The sequence below is a fragment of the Ancylomarina sp. genome (assembly GCF_041555295.1).
Classification (GTDB): Bacteria; Bacteroidota; Bacteroidia; order Bacteroidales; family Marinifilaceae; genus Ancylomarina.
Genome location: NZ_JBFFKR010000015.1, coordinates 13769 through 32514, shown reverse-complemented (window position 1 = coordinate 32514; position 18746 = coordinate 13769). Strand labels below are relative to the sequence as shown.

Annotated in this window: 10 protein-coding genes and 1 pseudogene; all 11 read right to left on the bottom strand. The window is 37.4% G+C overall.

Annotated elements, in window-relative coordinates; genetic code table 11:
• A pseudogene (locus ABY905_RS02685) lies at nucleotides 1-291 on the bottom strand (glycosidase); the annotation flags it as partial.
• Between the two features lie 11 nt (nucleotides 292-302).
• Entirely contained in the window at nucleotides 303-1601 is a 1299-nt protein-coding gene (locus ABY905_RS02680; protein WP_372640179.1) for an MFS transporter, read from the bottom strand.
• Nucleotides 1602-1632: 31 nt separating this feature from the next.
• Nucleotides 1633-3864 (bottom strand): GH92 family glycosyl hydrolase, encoded by a 2232-nt coding sequence (locus ABY905_RS02675; RefSeq protein WP_372640177.1) that lies wholly within the window; start codon nucleotides 3862-3864, stop codon nucleotides 1633-1635.
• A gap of 196 nt (nucleotides 3865-4060) precedes the next feature.
• Nucleotides 4061-6091 (bottom strand): glycoside hydrolase family 97 protein, encoded by a 2031-nt coding sequence (locus ABY905_RS02670; protein WP_372640175.1) that lies wholly within the window; start codon nucleotides 6089-6091, stop codon nucleotides 4061-4063.
• An 11-nt stretch (nucleotides 6092-6102) separates the two neighbouring features.
• On the bottom strand, nucleotides 6103-7533 hold the full coding sequence (locus ABY905_RS02665; RefSeq protein WP_372640173.1) for a glycoside hydrolase family 125 protein: 1431 nt from the start codon (nucleotides 7531-7533) through the stop codon (nucleotides 6103-6105).
• Nucleotides 7534-7582: 49 nt separating this feature from the next.
• On the bottom strand, nucleotides 7583-9253 hold the full coding sequence (locus ABY905_RS02660) for a PNGase F N-terminal domain-containing protein (RefSeq protein WP_372640171.1): 1671 nt from the start codon (nucleotides 9251-9253) through the stop codon (nucleotides 7583-7585).
• Nucleotides 9254-9321: 68 nt separating this feature from the next.
• Nucleotides 9322-11613: a GH92 family glycosyl hydrolase gene (locus ABY905_RS02655; protein WP_372640168.1), complete on the bottom strand. Its 2292-nt coding sequence runs from the start codon at nucleotides 11611-11613 to the stop codon at nucleotides 9322-9324.
• Between the two features lie 355 nt (nucleotides 11614-11968).
• Nucleotides 11969-14206, bottom strand: a complete 2238-nt coding sequence (locus ABY905_RS02650) for a GH92 family glycosyl hydrolase (protein WP_372640166.1) — start codon at nucleotides 14204-14206, stop codon at nucleotides 11969-11971.
• Nucleotides 14207-14260: 54 nt separating this feature from the next.
• Nucleotides 14261-15055 carry an endonuclease/exonuclease/phosphatase family protein gene (locus ABY905_RS02645; RefSeq protein ID WP_372640164.1) on the bottom strand — a complete coding sequence of 265 codons (795 nt, stop codon included), beginning with the start codon at nucleotides 15053-15055 and terminating at the stop codon, nucleotides 14261-14263.
• A 189-nt stretch (nucleotides 15056-15244) separates the two neighbouring features.
• Nucleotides 15245-17104 carry a LamG-like jellyroll fold domain-containing protein gene (locus ABY905_RS02640; RefSeq protein ID WP_372640162.1) on the bottom strand — a complete coding sequence of 620 codons (1860 nt, stop codon included), beginning with the start codon at nucleotides 17102-17104 and terminating at the stop codon, nucleotides 15245-15247.
• A 66-nt stretch (nucleotides 17105-17170) separates the two neighbouring features.
• On the bottom strand, nucleotides 17171-18730 hold the full coding sequence (locus ABY905_RS02635; RefSeq protein WP_372640160.1) for a SusD/RagB family nutrient-binding outer membrane lipoprotein: 1560 nt from the start codon (nucleotides 18728-18730) through the stop codon (nucleotides 17171-17173).
• Nucleotides 18731-18746 lie beyond the last annotated feature (16 nt).

Below are 18746 nucleotides of genomic sequence, written 5' to 3'. Positions count from 1 at the left end.
TGAATCAATCATATCTGTATTACCAGCTACCATTTCGATAGGTTCGTGATTGATATCCCAATTGATTCCATCCTTGCTAAAACCAGCAAAAATATTCATTTGTACAGATTTGTTATCGCAACGAAATACGCCAGCATAGCCGTCTTCAAAAGGAACAACGGCAGAATTGAAGATACTATTCGATGAGGGAATATCATATCTTCCAATTACTGGATTTTGTGAGTAACGCCACATAATATCATTTGAGCCTTCGGGTCTGTTTTCCCATGGCATAGTAACTTTTGAATTCATTCTGATAAAATTTATTTGGGTTCGTTATTTGTTTCTGACTCGTTATTTTCTGAATGTGGGAATGGAATAAATTTGGCTCCAAACAATATGGGTAAAGTAGCAAATAGCACTACGATAAAAAACAATTTATAGCCTAACCAATCGCTTAAAAAACCACTAAACATTCCGGGTAACATTATGCCTAAATTCATGATTCCTGTAGCAAATGCATAATGTGCCATTTTGTATTTACCTGGAGCTACTTGCTGCATCATAAAAAGCATTAATCCAACAAATCCGAAACCATATGCAAAATACTCTGCAACAACGGCGGCGCCAATAAAATATATACTTTCGGGGCGATAAATGGCCAAGATAGCATACACCACAAATTGGATGTTAAAAATAAGCACCAAGGAGAATAAAGATCTTTTCAATCCGCGTTTGGCAATGTAATAGCCTGCTAAAATTGAACCAAGCACAAAAGCTACTGAACCGAATATTCCATAAATTAATCCGATATCCGAAGTACTTAATCCTAAACCACCATCGGCAACTGCTGCTTTAAAAAACAAGGGAGCAATTTTGATAGCAAAGCCTTCGGCAAATCGATAGGCTACAATAAAGGCAATGAACCAAATAATATGCTTTTTTTGGAAAAAGGTTTTGATTACATCCTTTGTAGTGGCAAAGCCTTGTTTTAAGCTTTTTACTTCGCTGGTTTGCTCACCTCCTGATGGCAGCATACGCATGTGATAAACTGCAAGCACAATCATAATTATTGCATAGGTAAGCATTACAACCATCCAAGCATCTATAACACCAAACCTCTCCTCGAGTACACCAGCCAAATAAACCAGTGCACCTGCGGTTAGTATTTTTGCCATATTGTAGAAGGCTCCCTGCCAACCAATATATTCGGCTTGCTGTTTACCCGATAATACACTTAAGTATATTCCATCGGTAGCAATATCATGTGTGGCTCCACTAAAGGCAATGATGGCAAGTAAAGCAATTGCATAAGTGAAAAAATCATCGAAATGCAAAGAGAAGGCAACTAAAGCAAATGTAATACCTGTAAGCAATTGGGTTGCTACAACAAAATGTTTTTTAGTTTTAAACATCTCCAATAAAGGACTCCAAAGTGGTTTTAGGGTCCATGGCAACATAATTAAAGAGGTCCAAAATGCAATTAAAGAATCGGATACTCCGAAACTCTTAAACATGAGTACTGATGCTATTGAAATTGCAATAAATGGTAAACCCATCGCAAAATAAGCAGTCGGAACCCAGGTAGCTGGGTGTTTTTGTTTTGTTTTAATAATTGACATTTGCTTCTATAAAATTTTAGAGAATATGTGTTTACTTTTTTAGGAAGAATTCCAATCTTCCTCCCTTAGTAATTGTGTTGTGATCGATGAAATATGAAGGGTGTTTTTTTCCGTTCCATATTATCTTTTGAATCAAATGATCAGTGGCATTTTTCTTATGACTGATGATTTCCAGTTTTTCACCCTGGTAATAATTTGGATCAAGCTGAATGGTAATTTTATCGAATACAGGGCTTGTAATCGCATAATCCGTATTTCCGGGACAAACAGGGTATAAGCCCATCATACTATAGATAACCCAAGCTGATAGTGTGCCACAATCGTCGTTTCCTGGAATGCCATCAGGGGAATTCTTAAAATGCTTATTTACAAGCTTGCGAACTTCTTTCTGTGAACGCCATTCTTCACCTTTTACAAAATTAAATAGGTAGGGGTAATGGATATCAGGTTCATTGGCCATATCGAATCGGTTTAGATCGAAAATGGATTGAAGTTTGTTTACAAAGTTCTTTTTACCTCCCATTAACAGGCTTAGTCCTTTAATATCATGTGGCACACAAAAAGCATATTGCCAGGCTGTGCCTTCATGAAAGCCAGGGGAGGGTTCAAAGTTCTCGCCCTGATTTGGATCGAAATTTTTAAGGAATTGTCCATCTTCCAATTTTGGGCGAAGAATCCCATATTCCTTGTCGTAATATTCTTTATAGCCCTGAGACTGTTTAAGGAATTTCTTATGATCCTGAGGTTTATTAAGAGCTTTGGCAAATTGAGCCAAATTCCAATCAGCAATGTAATATTCCAATGCATGAGAAACGGAATTATCGAACTCCTCTTTCAAAGGCACATAGCCATGCGAAAGATAGTGGTCAATATCAGGTCTTAATTTGTTTTTCGAACCTTCAGTCGTTGCAGATTTATACATGGCCTCATAAGCCGTTTCCACATCGAAATCACGTAATCCTCGCAAGTAGGAATCTACAATGACAGGAATCGCAGGATCACCTTCCATCACATGTGTTTCGCGGCTGTTTAATTCCCATTTGGGTAACCAGCCGCTCTCCTTATACATATCCACCATAGAACGCACCATGTCCAGTTGCTCATTAGGATACAAAAGAGCCATAAGCGGATGATAATTGCGGTATGTATCCCACAAAGAGAAAATGGTGTATCGATTACAGTCAGGCGACTCTTTAATTTCAAAGGATTCCATTGCAGGATATTGCCCATTGACATCGTTGATGATGTTGGGATGAATCTGAGTATGATACAGTGCTGTGTAGAAAATCGTTTTTTGATCTTCGGTTCCACCTTCAACTTTTATTCGGGATAAAATATCATGCCAGTCTTGAGATGCCTGAGTTCTGGTTTTTTCAAAATTAAATTGGTTAGATTCCGTATTTAAGTTTAATCTGGCATTTTCAATACTGACATAAGAAACACCGACTTCAACAGTAATTTGTTCATCGTTTTTTGTGTTGAAAGTAAAATAACTTCCTACATCATTGCCATTCATAGGCTGATTGAAACCATCGTAGTATTTGTATTTACCACTGGATTTACTCCAAGATGCTTCAGCCTTCATTTCGGGCATTTTCTTCCAGGTTCCAAACTTCTCAGCAGGCTTGTTAAAACGAGCAACAAAATACACCAGACGTTCCGACCCGTCATTATAGCAGAAGGTTCCTGTCATTCTCGAGCCCTCTATTTCCTGATTGTTTATGATATGAACCATTGCCCCGGTCTCATTTGTAAGTCCAAGCCCTAAATTCAGAAGGATATTCGATTTGCCTTCCGGAAAAGTAAAACGACTAATACCTACTCTTTTTGTCGCGCTGACTTCTGCAGTGACATCATATTTTTTTAGATGAGTGTGATAATAACCAGGTTCAGCTTTCTGATTTTCCATTATCGATCCATATCCTTTAGGATTGGCATTAACATCACCCGTAGTTGGCATCAGAATAATTACTCCTAACTCAGGACAACCAACTCCACTTAGATTGACGTGTGAAAAACCCGTTAAATATGAATTGTCAGCGGAGTATGGTGTTGACCACCAACGAGAGTCCTTATCAAATGTGTTCAGGTCTGAACCGGATACATTAAATGGCGTGACAGAAACCATTCCCCGGGGCACTAAAGCTCCGGGATTCGTTGTCCCAAAATTGCTTGAGCCGATAAATGGATTGACATGTTCTACATATTGGGCCGAAACCCATGTCGTAATTAATAAGGATAGTAATGTTATTAGTTGCTTCATATGTTTAAAATTAGTCCCGATAGCTATCGAGTGAGTATCAGGATGTGAGATATGTGACGATTTCCACTAGTCATAGGAATCTTTAATCATTCCTCATTCGCAAATCAAGATTCATCACTTTTTTAAACTCTGACAGGACTTCGTTACTCAGACGCTGTCAGGTTTTGTATATTCATAAATCATCATTCAAAATTTATCACTCACAAATTATTTGTATGGCTTGTCCACCACCAGCTGCCATTTTTATTTTTAAAACAGTATCTGAGTTTACTTCAGTAGATTTTATTGAAATCGCTGTTGGATTTTGATCTAGTGAGGTTTTATCATTATCTGAATAAATGATTGCCTTGTATTGTTTGCCTGTTTCTAAAAATGATAAGTCCAAGGAGAGTTCTCTTGCTTTTTCATCAGTCATGGCACCGATATACCAATTGTCTCCATTTTTTCGGGCAACTGCATAGTAATCTCCGATTTCTGCAGCTAACACTTTAGAGGCTTCCCATTTTGAAGGTAAGTTTCTAAAAAACTGAAAAGCAGCTTGTCCTTGATAATTCTCAATAAGATCGGAGGCCATTTGAACAGGAGAATACAAACAAACCCACATGGCTAATTGCTTAGCAAGTGTGGTGTTGACTCTACTATTCCCTTTATCATTATCGTTCCATTTGGTATAGGACTTCCTATTTTTATATAAGATATCGAAAGTTCCGGGCGTATAATCTAAGGGGCCGCCCAAACAACGTGTAAATGGAAGCATCACATGATGCTCAGGAGGATTACCCTCACTCCATCCATTCCACTCCATGCCACGAGCCCCTTCACGAGCCATCATGTTTGGGTATGTCCGACGAATGCCGGTCGCCTTAATGGGTTCATGGGCATTTATCATTATTTTATACTTTGCTGCAGTTTCCACAACCTTGCGATAGTGCTGAACCATTCGCTGGCCGTGATGAAAATGTCCTTGAGGAATAGGTCCTGCATAACCGGTTTTTAAACTACGGATACCAGCATTATGAAGTTTTTTCATTGCCTTTTCCATTTGCTGTTCGTAAAAGAAGATATCGCCACCAGTTTCGTGATGTCCGATAAGCTCTACACCCTTTTTATCAGCATAAGCGACTATTTTTTCGAAATCGAAATCGGCATAGGGCGTTACCTGATCGAAAGCGCGCGCTTTACCCCAATTCTCCCAGCCCGTGTTCCAACCTTCGGCCAATACGGCTTGAATCTTATTGTCAGCTGCAAAATCGATGTACTTTTTCATGTTTTCAGTTGTAGCACCATGTTTTGGGCCCATTGTCCAGGTTTCGACACCTAAATGCATGCCCCACCAGATACCCACGTACTTTTGAGGTTCTATCCAGGAAGTCTCTTCTAATTTATTAGGATCATTTAAATTTACAATTAAGTTTGATTCAACTAACTGAGCGGCATTTTGAGTAACTGTGATGGTTCTCCAGGGAGAAATAAGCGTCTCGTTCGCTTTTACTTTAACACCATTGGGCCAGGGAACCAAATTGCAAGAAAATGAATTGCCTTCAACTTGTTTTAAAGTCATGCCAGGATAATCAGTAAGATTCGCTTCATGAATGCTCAGATGTATCCCAGCCTCTGTACGGCAGGTTAAAGGCGTATTTGCATCTTTAACTTCGCTTAATGAGCTGGTTCTATACAACATTTCGTATGACTCATAATTAGCAGGAATCGACCAGGCTGTGGCGTCATTTGCAAAATTAAATTCAGTAAGCTCCTTCATCACCAAAATCTCATTTAGCCCTTTCTGCTTAGGAATTTCGTAACGAAAACCTAAACCATCGTTATACAGCTTAAAATAGAGGTTCATCTTCTCACCATTCGCATTTTCGAGTTTTACTGAAAGTTGCTTGTAATTATCACGAATACTCTCATTTTCTCCCCATACAGGATGCCAGGTTTCATCTTTCTGACTATTCTCGTTTTTATGGACCTTAAAAGAATGTGAGAATGAATCATTGTCTTTAAGTATGAAACCCAATCTAGATGGATTAATCAACTGGGTTTGCGAATTTTTTAGCTGGTAGTAAATTTCGCCTTTTTCGTTCAAACTGACCTGAAGACTTAAATTTCCATCGGGAGAAGCCAAGCCTAATTCTTCATTGACACTGCAAGAAACAGTGGCAATGAAGAATATATATAAACCTAGATGTTTTATAGAAGAGAATAATGACATAAGAATGAATTTCATCATGACTCAATTTAGATGTTTGCTAATAAGTTTGGTCTCTCGTTATAGAGTTTCAAAATTAATTCTCCGAACAGGGTATTAGCCCAGGCAAACCATGAACGTGTGAAATTCTTAGGATCATCTTTATGGAAGGTTTCGTGCATAAAACCTGTTCCAGCATGAGTTTTAATCAGCATATTCAGGCAATCGATTATTTCCTTTTCATCAGTTGATGTCATGGCTCTCATGATAATACTCATTGGCCAAATCATATCGGCTCCCACATGAGGACCGCCTACTCCTTCGGCAAATTCGCCTTTAAAAAACCAAGGGTTATTCTTACTCAAAACAAACTTTCTGGTATTCTTATAGATCGGATTATCTATTTCCATGGCTCCTAAATAAGGAAGTGACAGTAGATTTGGGATATTGGCATCATCCATATACATTTTGTTTCCGAACCCGTCAGCTTCGAAAGCAATGGTTTTTCCATAATTGAGGTGATCGCCAATCGCGTATTTGACAAGGGCTGCATCCACTTCATTAGCCAAATCATTAGCATCTTTAGCCAGCTGATTTTGAACACCTAAATGGTTCAGTATTTCAGTCATTTGTTTTAATGAAACAACTGCAAAATAGTTCGATGGAATTAAAAATGGAAGAAGTGTCGCATCGTCTGATGGACGGAATGAGGATACGATAAGTCCTACAGGATTGGTCGGATTTCCATATCCAATACCTGGCAGATTATCGTAGAATCTATCGGTAACTCTAAGGAATGAATAGGCGCCTTTATTTTCTTTTCTTTGCTGATCTTTAAATGTGTCTACGATTTGCTGCATCGCATTTTGCCATGAGTCACCAAAACAACTTGTGTCGCCTGTAGCTTTCCAATAATGATAAGCTAGACGGATGGTGTAGCATAGAGAATCGACTTCCCACTTGCGTTCATAAATTTCGGGCTTCATATCGGTAACATCAGTATCCCAATGCCCCTTTTGGACCTTATCAAAATTAAAGGCATTGGCATATGGATCGATATTAACGCACTTGGCCTGTCGGTTAATTAAGCCCTGGAACAATTTTTTCAGATCCTTATCTTCATTTACCAAAGGTAAATAAGGCCATACCTGAGCCGTTGAGTCACGCAACCACATAGCATCAATATCACCTGTAATTACGAATGAATCTGGTTTTCCATCGATCTCAGAATATTTTACTGTAGTATCCAAAGTATTTGGGAAACAGTTTTCGAACATCCAAGCTAACTCTTGATTGTTGATCGATTTTTTGACCTTTGCGATGGTTTTATCAACAGCTTTGCTCACATAATGACGTTTGTTGCTTGCAGGTCGCTGGCTTACATATTTTAGATTCTTTGCAGATACAAGATTAGGAGCTCCGACAAGAGCTAAACCTCCTGTGAATAATAATGAGTTCTTTATAAAGTTTCTTCTCTTCATGTTATCAGTTTTTTTGAGATATCAGAATATGATTAAGGCTTAAACGGGCTTATTTGTTGCCGACTATAATTCCGGAAACACTCCAGTGATTAAAGCTGGAACCTTCGTCATCGCCTTGGTCGATGGTTACCTTAATGCTATGTTTTCCGATTTCTAAATATTCTAAAGGGATATAAAAAGGTTGAGTTAAAGTTGCAGGACACCAATTTGAACGACTTAAATCGCTACTTGATAAACCATTGTTAAAGTTCCCTGAAGCAGGATTAGACATACGGTATGTTCCACAATCGCTGCGCCATGGCACGTGTCTGAAAACTAATTCATCATCAATAAAGACTTGATTTACTTTAGGAACAAATTCATCTCCTTCGCCCCAGCCTCCATGGCCAGTTGTGGTAAATAGTAATTGAGGGTTTTTAATATCTGTATCGATATTAAAGGTCATGCTTAATGTGTCGTTTTTAAACATGCGACCATAATTTTGGCCTTCAGCCTCCATGATATTAAGGGTGTAGAACAAAGGTTTAATAAATTTTTCCTTTGCTGGATAATCTTCAAAAGGAGGGTAGTAGTCCAGTTCTAAACTTACTTTATGTCCGCTTTTATCGTAGTTGCCAATAAAAACACCGATCCATAATTCATCCTTATCGGTTGAGATAAGTTCTGAAATATCTTGTTTGTAAACCACTGAATCTTGCCAGTGATATCTATTAATAGGGCGTTTGTTATTAAAATGCCCGACACCAAACGAGGTGAAAAATCGCATTAGCTCGGTAGGTACGGTATAATCGTCAGTACTAACGACTCCCTGATATTCGGTTCCTTGCTTGTCCAGATAAAGTGGCAATTCTTCTTTACCGTTTTTTAAGGCTGTTAATATCGATTTCTTCTTATCATCAGCCAGGGTGAAAACACAGCCAGTTCTATCGTAAGCATCACCATTTGACCAATTGGTAAGCTTCACAAATACATTACCCTCAGAATCAAGCTTAGGTAATTTTATCTTTTTCATTATCACAGTTCCCTTTGAGAAACGATAGGTATGGTTCAGTTTTTCTTCTTTGGGATTTGTGATGTCTCCCTGGAAATTGATTAGTTCCTTATCGAATACAGGAATAGTGATATATCTCGACTTTATAATAAGTTCGCGATATCGGGCTTGATTTATTTCGGGCACATTTTCTTGTGGGTATTGCATATCGTCTTTTACATACTCTATAGCTTTTGCTTGAATGGTCCGATTTCCATTAGCCACATATTTAAGAATTAAGCCATTGTCTATTATTGCCGATAGAGAAGGGGATGCTTTAAACTTTGTTTCAGTTGTATACCAAACATCAATTCTGTTTGAGAATATGACGAAGCTGGCCTTTTTACATTCGAAGCCCAGTATGGTTTGCTTCTCATCAGTTTCTTTAGCTACTGCTAATTCTGAGAAAGGCTTTATTTGCTTGTATTGTGTTGAATCAATATCAAGAACTTTAACGACAGCTTTGGAATTATAATCGATAAAGAAGCTTTCTACTTTCGATGGATTTGATAGTTTGACGAATCCATTTGCACAATTTAGAAGGATTTCCTTATTGGGAATTAATTTACCTCTACTGTATTGTTCGTAGGTTATTTTCACCAGTTTTTCTTTCTTATTTGCCTTTTCAGAGGCCGATGAAAAAAGAGATAGTAATATACAGAATACTAATAACAGTGGTTTATTTTTCATAGGTGCATTCCTTGATATTAGGCTAAACTCAAGCTATAAGTGAAATCTTATAGCTTAAGTCTAAATTTTTATTTTGACATTGACGATGGGTAAGCGCTTTTCTTGGTTCCTCTTTTAAAGTTTGGCTTATTCGACATTTTAAAGTCTAGTATGCCGCCCTTAAGAATATCCTGATGTTTTATGAAATTAAGTTTGTGATTTTTATCGTTAAGCTTAATGTCGTTTATATATACATTCTCCGATGAATTCTCCTTCGAGTTTATTATGAATGTCTCACCATTCTCTAAGCTGATTGTCATTTTTTTGAATAGGGGAGAGCCAAAAACATATTCATCTCTACCCGGACAAACAGGATAAAAGCCCATTGCACTGAAGACATACCAAGCTGAAGTTTGTCCATTGTCTTCATCACCACAATAGCCATCAGGTAGTGGGGTGTATAATCTGTCCATTACCTCTCTGATGTGTGACTGAGTTTTCCAAGGTTGACCAGCATAATTGTACAAGTAAATCATGTGCTGAATAGGTTGATTACCGTGAGCATAATTTCCCATGTTGGCGATTTGCATTTCACGAATTTCATGAATGGTAAAACCATAATAGGAAGCATCAAATTTTGGAGGCATATTAAACACACCATCCAAAGTAGAGATGAATTTCTTTTCTCCACCCATTAAATTGATCAAGCCCTGAATATCCTGAAAAACAGACCAGGTATAGTGTAAACTGTTTCCTTCGGTAAAGGCATCGCCCCATTTTAAAGGATTGAAAGGCGATTGAAATGTGCCATCTTGGTTTTTACCTCGCATTAATCCTGTTTCCGAATCGAATACATTTCTATAATTCTGAGCTCTTTGGGCAAACAAGTCAATTTCTTCCTGTGGTCTGCCTAGTTCTATTGCCAGTTTGTAAATGCAGAAGTCGGCATATGCATATTCCAAAGTTCTTGCAGTATTCTCATTAACACCAACATTATAGGGCACATAACCCAGCTTGTTATAATATTCAGCCCCAAATCGACCTACCGAAGTAATATCTTTCTTATAGGATTTAGTGTTTTTTAGAATGGCTTCGTATAGCGTTTCAATATCGTATCCTCTAATCCCTTTTAAATAGGAATCAGCAATTAAGGATGCCGAGTTAGAACCAATCATACAACCTCTGTGACCAGGACTAGCCCATTCGGGTAACCAACCACTTTCCTTGTAGGTATTTGCTAAACCTTCCATGATTTGAGCGTTCAACTCAGGGTACATTAATGTGAAAAATGGAAAGACTGCCCGAAATGTATCCCAAAAGCCATTATCAGTAAACATATAACCGGGCAGTACTTCACCATTGTAGGGACTGTAATGAACCACTTCATTTTTATCGTTAATCTCATGAAATTTGCGTGGAAATAATAAGACGCGATACAAGCAAGAATAGAAGGTTTTCATTTGATCATCTGTACCACCTTCTACCTTTATTCTTGATAATTCTTTATTCCAAGCTTGTTTTGCTTCCGATTGAACTTGATCAAACTTTTTGTTGCCGATTTCACGATCTAAGTTTAATTGTGCTTGTTCAGGACTAATAAAAGATGAGGCAACTTTTACATGAACCGGTTCCCCTTTTTTAGTTTTAAATCCGATAACAGCACCCACGTGTTCTCCGGTAGCAGTTTTTGAATTCTCGTTTAATTTATCACCGTCCCATGTGTGAGTCAGTTCAAAATCTTTATCAAACTCAGCAACAAAATAATTGTGGAAATTATCAGGTACTCCGCCACTGTTATTTCGGCAATATCCAATTATTTTTCTTTGCTCAGGTAGAATCGTCACTTCTGATCCTTTGAAAAAACCATCTAGAAGAATGTAAGAGTTTTTGTTCTCAGGAAATGTGAAGCGAAACATAGCCGCTCTGTCTGTTGGTGTTAACTCTACACTTACGTCATAATCTGCAAGGTAAACCTTGTAGTAATTTGGTTTTGAGATTTCAGATTTGTGTGAAAACCATGAAGCTCTTTCATCTTCTTTAAACTTTAAATCACCCGTTACAGCCATTAATGAAAAAGCAGCATAGTCGTTAATCCAGGGACTAGGTTGATGGGTTTGTTTTATGCCGCGAATGGTTTTGGCATCATAAGCATAACACCAGCCGTCGCCCATTTTTCCTGTTTGGGGCGTCCAAAAGTTCATGGCCCATGGCAGTGCCACTGCTGGATAGGTATTACCATTTGACAAGCCATGATCAGAGTCGGTTCCCATTAGGGGATTAACCCATTGTAGTAGGGTGGTATCTGGCTTTGAGGCTAAGCTTGTTTTTATCTGAAAAAACAAGCTTAGTATAATTAATAAATAAATGGTTCTCTTGTTCATATTTTTAAATTTATCTGGTACAAAATGGGAAGTATTCTATTTTCCTATTCAGTTCTCCGAACATTTATATGTGTTTCTCTGTTTTTATTTTTAGTTCTTCGGTTTTTCTTGAGAGTATATCTGTTTGTTCTTCGAGTTCTTCCGTTTTATTTTAGAGTTTCTCTGTTTCTACTTTTAGTCATTCTGTTTTTATTGAGAGTGTTTCGGTATGGATTCCTAATTGTTAGGAATATTACCCGAACTTTTCTGTTTTCTATTTGAAAACTGGTGTTTTTATTCTAATAATGGTTTGTTTCGTTTTTATTTTACTCTTATTATCAGTCGGACTAATTACAGGAATCTAACGTACTATTGTCTAATAAACAATTGATTTAGGTCTGTCTTGCATGTTTTTACCAAAGGTTTTATTAGGCTTTGGGCCCATTTCGAAAACTAAGCTTCCTCCTTTTAAAATGTCTTTATGAGTTATAAAGGTTTTGCTATAAGCTTCCCCATTTAATGTCGCTGACTGAATATAAATATTTGTTTTACTATTGTTTTGAGCAATAATATTGAACTTCTTATTTTCAGGTAAGTTAATAGATGCTTCGTCGAAAATTGGACTACCAAAAACATAAGCCCCGTTAGCAGGGTTTACAGGATAAATTCCCATTGAAGACATGATATACCAAGCTGACATTTGCCCACAGTCTTCGTTTCCGCACAAACCATCCGTTTTATCCGTGTATAAGTCTTTCATAATGAAACGGACCTTATCAGCTGTTTTATACTGCTGACCAGCGTAAGCATACAAATAAGTGGTGTGATGACTTGGTTCGTTGCCATGAGCATATTGTCCAATTAAACCCGTAATATCAGAAGATGCACCTTCGTTTAATTCAGATGAAATAGAAAACAAACTATCTAGTTTTGTGATAAACTGTTCTTCGTTATCGAATAAAGCGATTAATCCTTCTACATCTTGAGGCACTAACCATGTGTATTGCCAGGCATTACCTTCACAATAATCATCTTCGCGATGAGTAGATTTTATTGGATTGAAAGGTGTTCTCCATGAAGAATCTTCCAATTTTCCTCTCATAAATTGACTTTCCTTATCGAAGTATTCCTGATAGTATTTAGCTCTTTCAGAATAATACTTGAAATCTTCAGTCTTATTTAATTTTTTAGCCATTTGTGCAATACACCAATCGTCAATTGCATATTCCAAGGCTTTAGCTACTGATTCTATTTCCTTTTCAGCAGGAATAAACCTTTTTTCTTTAAGGTAATTTAATCCTCTTTCGTCTCGCATAGCGGATGCTTTAACAGCTTCATAAGCTAGATCGATATTGAATCCTTTGAATCCCTTTAGAAAAGCATCAACTATTACTGGTACTGCATGATAGCCTACCATCGTATTGGTTTCGGATCCCATAAGGTGCCATACAGGTAATTTTCCTTGTTGCTGATAAATGGCTAACATCGAATTCACCATATCATCGACACGCTCAGGCTGAGTAAGGGTAAATAATGGATGAGCAGCTCTGTAGGTATCCCATAATGAAAACACAGAGTAGTTATCAAAAGTGACATTGGAGTAGGCTTTCTTATCCGTTCCTAAATAATCTTTATTTGCATCATTAAATAGGGAAGGAGCAATCATGGTATGGAACATGGCAGTATAGAATGTTCTTAAATCCTCTTTACTATCAGTTTTAACTGCTATTTTTCCCAGCTCTTTGTTCCATTTTGTTTCTGCTTGAGCAAGAACCTCGTTAAAATCCCATTCCAGAATTTCAGCCTTAATATTATTGCTGGCTCCTTTAATGCTAAGTGGTGAAATTCCTGTTTTAACCATCAGTTCACCATTACCCTCGAACTCCAGGATTGCTAATTGAAGCGTAGAATCAACAATCGTCAGGTTTTTAATTTTCTTTGAAAACTGAGTGACATAAAATAGTCGCTGATCTTTTGACCATCCTTTAGAAAAGCGATGTCCGCCAATGGTATAAGCATCCAATTTTTCAATGCTGCCATCTTCAAGTTTATCCCAACCAATTCCTCTTCCTAAGTCGATTATGAGTTGGGAATCTCCTTCTTTATTGTACTTGTACTTTTGTAAACCAACACGTTCAGATGCTGTTAATTCAACATCGATATCATATCGATCTAAGTGAACAGCGTAATAGCCTGCTTTAACAGTTTCATTATCATGCGAAAATGCCGAAAGTCTGTTTTTAGCAACTAAAGCGGATGTGTCTACATTTTTTAAGTTACTGACAGGCATCATTAGTACATCTCCTAAGTCACCTATGCCGGTTCCACTTAGGTGTGTATGAGAAAAACCGATGATTGTTGTATCAGAATAATGGTAACCCGAGCACCAATCCCAGGTCATTTTGATATTGTTAGGGCCCAATTGCACAGCTCCAAATGGAACACTTGCTCCCACAAAAACATGACCATGTCCTCCAGATCCGATAAGTGGATCAACAAACTGAATGTAATTTTCTTCCTTAGTTGTTTCGTTTTCATCAGACTGACAAGATATTAGACTGATGCCCATTATAAATAATAGGAATAGCGTTCTTATTGAGTTTTGGTTGTGCATTTTTCTTCTGTTAAAACTTGTGTTGTAAGGATGTATATTTGTAAGCTCGAGGCTTTATTTGTCTTTATTTAGGCCAATTACAGCTTTTTCATCTATTAGCTTCATATTCATCAGAATAGGGTAATGATCTGAAATATGTTTATCATTATCTAATCTGTCGTCAATATGAGAATAGCTTAGTATGTTGATGTTTTTTACAAAACAGTAATCTATACGTTTGGTTACAGGTTTATTTTTAAAAGCATTAAATGTGCCCTTTGGACCATAAAATGGGGAAGAAGTGAGGCTGATAGCATCCCTCAGTTCTTCTTTTAATATTGTAATAGTCTTTTCTTCAGGAGTCACATTTAAATCTCCCATAAGAATGACTGATAAATTTTCTTGATTGATTGTCTCAATTTTCTTTAATATTAATCGAGCAGAATTTTCTTGTGCTACTTTTCCCTGGTGATCAAAATGTGCATTAAAAATGTATATTCTTTCTTTAGTCTTCAGGTCCTCAAAAAGACCATAAGTACAGATTCTTTCCAGAGCGGCATCCCATCCCTCCGATATCGAATCTGGTGTTCCTGATAGCCAGAATGTGGAATGGTTAATGTTTTTGTATTTTGTTACATTGTAAAAAATGGCACAATACTCTCCAGCAGTTTTGCCATCTTCTCTTCCTATACCAACGTAATTATAATCGATTAAAGCACTGTCTATATATGAGATTTGGTTATAAAGTCCTTCTTGTGTTGCAATTATATCAGGTTGATAATAATCGATTAGTTTAATAAGCTTGCCTCTGCGAAGCATCCAGTTATTCTCGGTATCCCATTTGTTATCGTATCGAATATTAAAGGACATAATTTTCGAGGATTGAGCAAACAAAGAATTTGATAGTGTTAGAATTATCAAAATGAAAAAGAATTGCTTTTTAGTGGGGAACATAGCTTTGCTTATTCTTGGTTATTTGTTTATTAAAGATGATGATTTTGTTTGAGTAATAGAAATGGAGCTACCCTTTTAGGTAGCTCCATTATTCACACCTACTTATTACTCAACATTCCACTTAATACCTCTCATTTCACCATCATAATTACCAGTAGCATCTTTGAATTTGATACCAGCTACTTGATCAAGAGGGAAATATGCATTTAGGCCAGTTTCTGTACCGTCTATATCAGAGTTTAAGTCTGCAGCTGCACGTGCTACATCCCAACGACGAAAATCTTTGATTGAGCCATCCATTTTACCCCAACCGTTTCCTAGCCAAGTTTCACCCCATCCTGAATTTTCAGGAGCTCCGATGTCTTCTTGAATCGCTTTTTGAACTCCGTCAACATATAAAATTGTTGTTCGAGCTGTATTGTCATGTACAATAGCTACATGCTGCCATTCACCTGGAGTCATTACCAAAGGATCTGTTTTTGGTCCTTGCCAGCCGTTTCCTGCATTGGTAAAGTTCCATAATCCACCAGATTTAAGTAGATTCTCTTCAGTTAATTCTTCGTAACCATAAACCCAGATTCCATAGTTTCCATTATTGAAAAGCTCACCTGTACCATAGCCAGCGAATGTTTTAATATTAACATCAAATTCAACTGTATAATCACCTTGTGGTGTATAGTTAGGTGTAATTCTAAAACCAACAGCATCTGAATCTTCACGGTCGATATAAATACCTGTAGCATCGGCTACCAAATTATCTTTTACTAATTCTAATTTGGTATTAATTGATGCAGCTTTTTCGTCAATTTCAGTTTGCTTTTTAGCATTGGCTATAAGATCATTCCCATCGTCTATAAGAGCTTGAATATAATCTTGTGTTCCAATTGGATAATCACCATCCGTAGAACTCTCAACAACTTCAGCTTTTAAGCTTGTAGCAGCTGCGATAGATGTATTTAGTGCAGAGAAGTCAAGTACGATAACCGGAGGAATTCCATTAGCAGCCCAAGCAATTTCCCCCTTAAAGGTGGCTGTGTATTTTCCTGTATTGTCTTTGAATTCATTACCTAGGTCAGCATCGAATGGGAAATACATGGCTAAATCAGCTTCTGTGTTTTCAAATGTTGCATCTACATTATCGGTAATTTGTGCTGTAGTTCTGGCCGAGGACCAAACTCTAAAATCTTTAATCATTCCGTTTATAACACGGTCAGTCCAAGTAGGACCGTTTCCGATCACGAATGAAGCTTCAGGAGCTGGCATATATTCTTTGTTTTGCGATAAAACTTCAACACCATTAACATATAGTTTTTGGCTGCTAATTTCATTTACAAATACAATATGCATCCACTCACCAGCTTTTATTACTCCAGGATCTGATTCTATAGTATTCCATCCACTGCCGCTACCTACGTTTAAGTGAATACCTCCATCGCCGAAATAACGAATCACAAAACCACTATCAGGTCCTGATTGCTCAGTCCCAAATATGTTGTTTGAATACCCTTTTGTAGCTAAATCAACAACATAGATCTTTGTTTCGATAGTGAAACTCTGATTAAACAGAGGTTTAATATTATCAGAAATAAGAATGTAGGTATCGTTTGATTGACCGATAATAGGAACTGCCAAAGTCACAATACTCGCTTTAAATTTGTCAATATAAACCTGAAGCTTTACAGCAGCATCAGTCACATCATCCTGAGATTCTGCATTGGCAACTTTCCAATCGACCCATGTTAAAACATTTTGTAATTCTTTTTTAGAACCTGGCTTAAAATCTCCAGGACTTGTTCCCTCTTGGCTATTGTTAATTAAAGCTTGAGCTTCTGTTATTAAAGATTCCAGTGAGGCTGCATCAACCTGACCTAAATTATCATCATCATCACAAGCTGCAATGGTGAAAACCATTAGAAAAGCAGCAAGAAAAGACAATATTTTTATATTTAATTTCATTGTTTTCATATAACAAAGTTTAAACAAAGTGGAAGGAGAGTGTGGTCTCCAACTCACCCTGTTAGTTTTTTCTAATTAGAAATTGCTATTCATTATACCACCCGTTTTGGTTTTTGTATCAGCAGTATCCCACCATAAACGAATATCCATTCTGTCTCCATCTAAGGTATTTAATTCTGATGGCATGTTAACTTCATTCTGTAAATGTTCATTGTCAGGATAGCGAACTCTTTTTACCCAAGTACCACTGGCGACTGTAGAGCTGCCACTTACACCGTCTTTTGGTAAGGTTACATTAGGATAGTCTGTTCTTCTGAAATCAGCCCAACCTTCAACACCATTAGGGAAGTTGGCTACCCACTTTTGAGTAATCAGTTGTTTTAACTGTGTTTCATTTGAACCAGAAAGGTTATTTAATCCATTAATATAAGTTGTGGCATCGCCGCCGTCTACACCTACATATTCCATTGATGCAGCTACACCTTCTTTGTAAAGGGCGTTTGCATCTCCAGTAGCCCATCCTCGTAATGCTGCCTCGGCAAGTAAGAATTTTACTTCAGAGTAGAACATGATAGGACAATACATCTTATTAGCAGCGCCATCACCTTCAAAATCGATATAGCCACCTTCAAGATTTATAGTCGCATAATTATCATCTGAATTCGCAGGAACCAGATTATATCCGTTTTCGATTCCTTCATACTTATCGAAACCAGCTTCTTCTTTAGTTTTTGTTTCACCATCTACTTTATATGCAAACCATTTTGATGCGCGAGGATCTTCACCGGCACTTGATTGGTTATACAGATTGTCGGAGAAGGTTTTAGACATACGAACATTACCCCAGTTCCAAGCCATTTGATGTATGTAATCATACCATCCCTGGCTCCACATCGGAACTTTAGCGACATCATCGTTGCTTATTAATAAGCCTCCTGTACCATTTATTGCAGCCTGAACTTCAGCTTGTGCTTTTGCAGGATCAATATTGGAAATTCTCATGGCTAAACGTAAGCGAAGCGAGTTTCCAAATTTTTGCCACTGACTTGCGTCACCATCATAAATAAGGTCGTAACCATCGTTGTATTTATACTGTTCTTCTCCGCCAGTAATGCTTTTGATAGCAGTATCTAATCTTGCGAATAAATCGGTGTAAATATCCTCTTGTGATGTATATGGAACACCTTCACCATTGCCAGCTTCAAAATAGGGGATATCGCCATAAGTATCTGTCATTCTTGACCACCAATAACACATCAAAATGTCTTTAATAGCCAGTGCGTCAACATATACAGGGTTTTCTGAATATGAAGCGTCAATAGCCAACGATTTACGCAACTGTTCAGTGTAAAATTCTTTCCATTGATTGCCTATCCACCCATCAACATATTCGTAGCGAGGTGATCCAAAACCCGAAACGGTATTGGCCCAATACTGTGAATATAAATCAGGATAAAGATTGATATTACGCTGATAATTTCGAAATACTTGTTGTTCCATTGAACTAAAGAAAAACTTTGGTTCAACATCAGTTACTGCATCAGATGGGACATTCATATCCCCAAAATCATCAGAACAGCCACTAGATAAAACGAATAGTCCCAGTGAAATTAGGCCTAAATATATTTTTTTCATGATATTCTTTTATTTA